The sequence below is a fragment of the Enterobacter cloacae complex sp. SHL020 genome, from assembly GCF_049236945.1.
Taxonomy (GTDB): domain Bacteria; phylum Pseudomonadota; class Gammaproteobacteria; order Enterobacterales; family Enterobacteriaceae; genus Enterobacter; species Enterobacter dykesii.
Genome location: NZ_JBMKJF010000019.1, coordinates 1 through 6,208, shown reverse-complemented (window position 1 = coordinate 6,208; position 6,208 = coordinate 1). Strand labels below are relative to the sequence as shown.

The following is a 6,208-nucleotide window of genomic DNA, read 5'->3' as shown; positions in this document are numbered from 1 at the left end:
GAAGAGAACCGCTACGCCAGCGGCGAGGGGGAAACCCTTCACCGCACCGATTTTACGGTCATCCCGTCGGCGGTGGTGTACCGCCCGGCGCAGTCCACGGCGTGGCCGCGCACCTACGGCCCGCAGACGGCGAAGGTGGTGGGCCCGAACGGCGAGAGTATCTGGACGGACAAATACGGCCGGGTGAAGGTGAAGTTCCACTGGGACCGCCTGGCGAAGGGCGATGACACCAGCTCCTGCTGGGTGCGCGTGTCGAGCGCGTGGGCGGGCCAGGGCTATGGCGGGGTACAGATTCCGCGCGTCGGCGATGAGGTGGTGGTGGACTTTATCAACGGCGACCCGGACCGTCCGATCATTACCGGTCGCGTGTACAACGACGCGAGCATGCCGCCGTGGGCGCTGCCGGCTGCGGCGACGCAGATGGGCTTTATGAGCCGCACAAAAGACGGTTCCGTGGACAACGCCAACGCCCTGCGGTTTGAGGATAAAGCGGGTGCAGAGCAGGTGTGGATCCAGGCCGAGCGCAATCTTGATATTAACGTCAAAAACGACGAAACACATTCTACTGAAAAAAATCGAACCCAGTTTGTTGGCGAAGATGAAACCTTACGGGTAGCGAAAAATCAGAAATCAGGGATTAAAGGTGATGTGGTATGCCTGACGGGGAACAGTCGAAACGATAAAGTCGTTAATAATTTTATCCTTTCCGCAGGAAATACGCTGAGGCTGGAATGTGGTGAAAGCGCCATCGAGCTATCAAAAGACGGCAGCGTCCATATCATTGGTAATAACTTTAACTTTACTGCGAAACAGAATGCGCAAATTAATACGCTTTCCGGCGAATTACACTTGAACCCTGATGATGGACAAAATGTCATCGATCCGCCTGGCGCATCCCTTCAGGGTGAAATCCAGCAGGAAGTGGATAGTTTTTTTGTTATTAATGGCAATAAGTAAGAGTAACCCGAATGGCTGAATATATTCTTCAGGAAGCATCCCTTGCCTTACCCGATGTATTTAAAGACAGAACCATGAATTTGTTTACCCTGAGTGATAACGGAGCCAGCGAGTTTACTTTTGTTGTTTCTCGCGCGAGTGCTAAAAACGAAGACAAAGTCCATGATGCGGCAACTCGTCTGGTACGTGAACTGGAAATTACGGTGCCCGACTTTCGTCTCGAATCCTCTCAGATGACCTCTGTTGATGGTCTGCCGGCGGTTGAGCTTTTTTATCAGTTCAAAAATGATAATGCGATCATTTTCCAGAGGCAGACCGTTATTTTGCTCGGTGACCATCCTGGCGGCCAAAAGATGGTGTGTTATATCGGTACTTGCCCGGGCGAGTTTAGCGATTATTATCATAATCAATATCAGGAAATTATCCGCAGTATTAAGTTCCACAAACCGGCTCAGACTGAAACCCGGGAAATGCTTGCTGCCGACAGCCAGGGGCCATTTTTTGCGCTTGATAGTGAGAGTAAGGTATTGAGTGTCTTTGAAAACATTCAAGAACTGTATGGACATCTTTCGCTTCAGCGGGCGAAAGAGGGGCAATATTTGCTTTTTGAAAAGCAGGGTAAACCACTCAGTATTGCACCCGTTCCGGACAGCCAACCCCTTCGTTACGCGCTCTGGACGGCTTCCTCAGACAAATCACATCACTTGCTTTCACAGCTTTCCGTATGCCGCCAGGTCTCTGGTTCTGACCAACTTAATACACCCGATCGGATACGTGGGTATCTGATGGCACAGCGAGCCGAATAGTTATGTCCGAATGTCTGGCCGCTCGCGTAGATGATGAGATTGCTCATACAGCCTCAAAAGGCTGGATGATCGCAGGATTGGTGGGCGGAGCCATTCTGGGGGCAGCTGCCGTTGTGGTCACCGGAGGGACCGCGCTGGTTGCTGTTTCCGCCGTTGCGGCTGGGGCGTGTGCTGCGGGTGGCTTGGGTGAGCTCCTCGGCAGTATGTCATGGGCTCCACGCCATACTACCGGTACGCTAAAAGAAGGTTCACCCAATGTCTTTATCAACAGCCGAAAGGCTATCCGCGCTCATCTGTCAACCGGAGAGTGTGATGAGCACAGCGGTAGCCTGCAACGGGTTGCGGAAGGTTCGATAAAAGTTTACATCAACAACTTTCCCGCCTCTCGCACGGGCGATAAGTTGACATGCAGCGCTGAGATTAGCCAGGGATCGCGTAATGTTATCATCGGCGGAAGCAAGGTCCAGACCGATGAAATAAGTTCTGAAATCCCGGAATGGGTGAACTGGACGATGCTCGCCGTTGGTGCCGGAGCCATGGCGGTGCTGGCCAGTCCGGCAATCGCACTTCTGAGTACCCTCGGTGCGATGGGCGGTGGCACTGTTGGTAGCTACGCGGGTGGAATGCTGTTTGGCGAAGGCAGCGACGGTCAGAAATGGGGGATGCTGATCGGCTCCGTTATCGGCGGCGGGGCTGGCATTAAAGGCGGGGCACGGTTTGATGCGTGGCGGGCTGGTAAATCAATGCCGCGCGTTAGTGCGGAACCTGTTAAAGCTTCAGCAACGCCAAGGATGAGCTTAGGCGAAGCCGTAGGGAAACAAAGAGCTGAAAAATGGATTACTCGTGGCAGAGAATTGGCAGAAAATCGAGATCCTGCTTTGTCTGCATTACTCAGTGATGAGCAAGTAGGTGCATTGTATGGTTATACTACCGATCCTGGCTACCAAATGGTAAATCCAGCATTACGAGGTATGAAACCAATGACTAAAGAAATGGAAGCATTTACTCAACATATAAATGATGGCTTGGACCAGCTTCCTACGTTTAGTGGCGAGACATACCGCGGGATGAACAGCTTACCTTCACACATATTGGAAGGATATACTCCAGGCAAAACTGTTATCGATCCCGCCTTTGTTAGTACTGATGTTAATCGAGGTTTTAGCGGGCCTATCCAAATGCGCATTGAAGGTTTTTCCGGTAGGAAAATTGACTTCCTTTCGGAATTCAATGCAACAGAGACTGAAGTGCTATTTAAGCCTAATACATCGTTTGAGGTTATCAGCAGGTCAGATGAACTTGGGATAACGAATATAGAATTAAGGGAAATGCCATGATCGACCTTCATACCGAAGATTCGGTAATCAATCATTATGCCGATCGCTATCGTACATATATGCCAATTAATGTCCGTAAGGCAATGAAAAGCACAAGTATTGATGGTTTGAATTCTTCTCAAGCCTGGGATGAAACATTACCTTTAATTACGGCTGAAGATGTTTCACGTGATAAAGCGCTTGGGGCGCTGGTGGGTTTGGCTGTTGGGGATGCAGTCGGCACTACTCTTGAGTTTAAGAAAAGAGACAGTGAACATGTAGTGGATATGATTGGCGGTGGGCCTTTTCAATTAAAACCTGGGGAATGGACAGATGATACGTCCATGGCATTATGTCTGGCGGAAACTTATCTTTCAGAAAACAGAATGCATACCGATGTACTTAGACAATATCTCCTGAAATGGTACCTAAATGGGGATAATAGCAGTAATGGTCGTTGTTTTGACATAGGGAACACGACACGATTTGCGCTTGAACAGTATATGCGCGTTGGGCCTTCCTGGTATGGTAATACAGAAAAGCACACGGCTGGTAATGCTGGTGTTATTCGTCAAGCCCCGGTATCTATCTTTCGTCGAAAATCGTTGCGTGCGATTTACTTCGAATCCCAGGCTCAGAGTCGAGCAACTCATGGTGCAGTAGAGTCAATTAATGCATGTCAATTTCTCGGATTAGTATTGCACTATTTAATTAATGGTTATCAAAAAGAACAAGCTTTTTCGCCTCATGTTTTCCCATTATGCGCGCGTGTAATGATCATTAACGCGGGTGAGTATAAGCAAAAAACTCGCGATCAGATTCGTTCAAGTGGTTATGTTATCGATACGCTTGAGGCCGCGATGTGGTCGGTATGGAATACGGATAATTTCCGCGATGCAATTCTGCTGGCCGCCAATCTTGCCGATGACGCTGACAGCGTTGCGGCGACGGCGGGGCAAATAGCTGGAGCATTATATGGTTATTCCGGTATTCCCCAAGAGTGGAAAAATAAACTCGTGCAACACGAACGTATCGCCACAATGGCAGGTGAGTTATTCGATAAAGCACCTGAGGACAATTTTTTATAATTGTATGATTCCTATGGCACGGCTATTGTAGCGTGCCATTCTTAATGATAATCACTCATTGATAAAAGGTGGTTTTTAATTTGTCCTCTTGCCTCTCTTATTTTCTTAAATAAAAGGCGGTGATTAATATTATAAAGTGGAAGTGGTAGGGGATAATAAACGTATTCTCATCTAATAATTTAACTCAATATAATGAATGAAATAACAGTCTTGGATTATGTTGAAAAAGCATTAACTTTAGCAAAGAAGAGATGTGCTGAGGTCAAAAATCTCAATCCTAATTCCCCGCTTTTACAAATATACGACTCTATTGTGCAACAATTGTTATTTCTACGGGATTTAATCGAAGGCAAGGAAAAGGATAAGGCGAAATTATGGAAGATGACGTTCGGTATGTATGCAGCGAAGGAGTTTGATAATTCGGATGAGTTGTTTTTTGAAAGGTTGTCGGATGCTTGGTTTATTGTTGATCAAATCCGCCGAGGATTAAAGGTTAGGCTCCCGCATGAGGTTGATGCCAATTACAGAATAAAACAACAAAATCTTAAAATGAAATACCCTGATGAATTTTAGGGTTGATATTAAATATATTTTATTATGGGTGAGTGGTTATTGATTTACATGCTAATTTGAATGTGTTGTTAAAATATGTAGATAGATATCGTAAGTACTTACCTGTTAGCAATCTTTCAGGTCAGCAGAAAATGCAGTATAAATATAATGATAAACTATTAGAATCATCTTTTGATTGCGATACACAAAAAATAATGGGACTTAACACCATTATGTAACATCTAACTAGCAGAATTGCGAGATCGTGCTGTTAGTGCGCTTATTGGGTTTGGTTTGGCAAAACAGTCTGATGCGAATAGGTTAGATAGATGCCGAAAATGATATGATATATAAATGTGGAATGTTAAGATGCATTGGTTTTTCTTTCTTCTCTTTCTGGTTTGGGCACTAGCGCTTATCTGGAATGGAAAAGATTTGTTCAACAAAAAACAATGGTTCCTGGCCGGGTTGATGTTTGTTCTGGTACTAGTGGCTACGGTTGTTATTGGTTTTACGTTGAAATGGCTCGCTCAGTCAATGTCATTATTCTCCGTCGCAACGGCGAAACAATATTCGATTATCTTTTCCATGTCTTTCCTGTGCGTATGGGGACTAAAAGTTACCGTTGTGCTGCTCTGCACGATCTTTTCCGGGATTATAGGGGGGCACAAAAAATACAATGCTGAAAATTATGAAGCAATATCGTCTATAACACGCGTCATTGCGCCTGGCTTACTAATCGTTGCTAAAAGCGTCGTTTCCCTGGGTAGCGTCCTTATGTTTTCAGGTTTATGGCTTAAATAAGCACGATTTAAAAAATATCTCAATGAACACCGAGATTAGTCCATAGTGGAATAAAGATTATGCTCAACCGAATTACCGTTCAGCTCCCGGTGGAGGGGCTTCTGTTCTGGAAACTGACGGGCCGCGAGGCGATGTCCGAGTCGTTCGCGCTGACGCTGACCGTGCTCGGCACGGACGCGCGCATTGACCGCAGCAAGCTGCTGGGCCAGCCGGTCACGGTGACCATCCCGACGCAGAACCTGCTGACGTCCCGCTATGTTAACGGCAAAATTACCCGCGTGGCGGTCAGCGCCGTTGAGCTGACGGGCACCCGCTATGCGGTGTACCAGCTGACGGTGGAGCCGGACCTGTGGCCGATGAAGCGCGACCGTAACCTGCGTATCTTCCAGGGCCAGACGGTACCGCAGATTGTGAAAACCCTGCTGGCTGAGCATCAGGTCAACGTTGAGGACAAACTCACCGGCAGCTACCGGGTGTGGGACTACTGCGTGCAGTATCAGGAGTCGAGCCTGGACTTCATCAGCCGCCTGATGGAGCTGGAGGGGATTGCGTATCACTTCCGCCATGAGGCGGACAAGCACACCCTGGTGCTCACCGACGCCGCCACGCAGCATCAGCCGTTCAGCGGCTATGAGGTCATTCCTTACCACCAGACGCCGTCCGGCGGCAGTACGGATGAAGAGGG

7 protein-coding genes are annotated in these 6,208 nt (G+C 47.8%); all 7 read left to right on the top strand.

From position 1 onward, the window contains the following. Nucleotides 1-957, top strand: a 957-nt coding sequence (locus ACOTZB_RS22825) for a type VI secretion system Vgr family protein (protein ID WP_421628567.1), incomplete at its 5' end; no start/stop codon positions are given. A gap of 11 nt (nucleotides 958-968) precedes the next feature. Beyond that, the gene (locus ACOTZB_RS22820; protein WP_126331326.1) at nucleotides 969-1,763 is read left to right on the top strand and encodes a DcrB-related protein; all 795 of its coding nucleotides are present in this window, start codon (nucleotides 969-971) and stop codon (nucleotides 1,761-1,763) included. A gap of 2 nt (nucleotides 1,764-1,765) precedes the next feature. Beyond that, complete coding sequence (locus ACOTZB_RS22815; protein ID WP_421628566.1) at nucleotides 1,766-3,100, top strand: PAAR domain-containing protein; 1,335 nt, start codon at nucleotides 1,766-1,768, stop codon at nucleotides 3,098-3,100. Further along, the gene (gene tri1, locus ACOTZB_RS22810; RefSeq protein ID WP_421628565.1) at nucleotides 3,097-4,167 is read left to right on the top strand and encodes an ADP-ribosylarginine hydrolase Tri1; all 1,071 of its coding nucleotides are present in this window, start codon (nucleotides 3,097-3,099) and stop codon (nucleotides 4,165-4,167) included. Before ACOTZB_RS22815 ends, tri1 begins: the two co-directional genes overlap by 4 nt. A 192-nt stretch (nucleotides 4,168-4,359) precedes the next feature. Continuing rightward, complete coding sequence (locus tag ACOTZB_RS22805) at nucleotides 4,360-4,740, top strand: immunity protein Tsi6 family protein (RefSeq protein WP_421628564.1); 381 nt, start codon at nucleotides 4,360-4,362, stop codon at nucleotides 4,738-4,740. Between the two features lie 348 nt (nucleotides 4,741-5,088). Next, nucleotides 5,089-5,523: a hypothetical protein gene (locus tag ACOTZB_RS22800; protein WP_421628563.1), complete on the top strand. Its 435-nt coding sequence runs from the start codon at nucleotides 5,089-5,091 to the stop codon at nucleotides 5,521-5,523. A 59-nt stretch (nucleotides 5,524-5,582) separates the two neighbouring features. Further along, nucleotides 5,583-6,208, top strand: a 626-nt coding sequence (locus ACOTZB_RS22795; protein ID WP_421628562.1) for a type VI secretion system Vgr family protein, incomplete at its 3' end; no start/stop codon positions are given.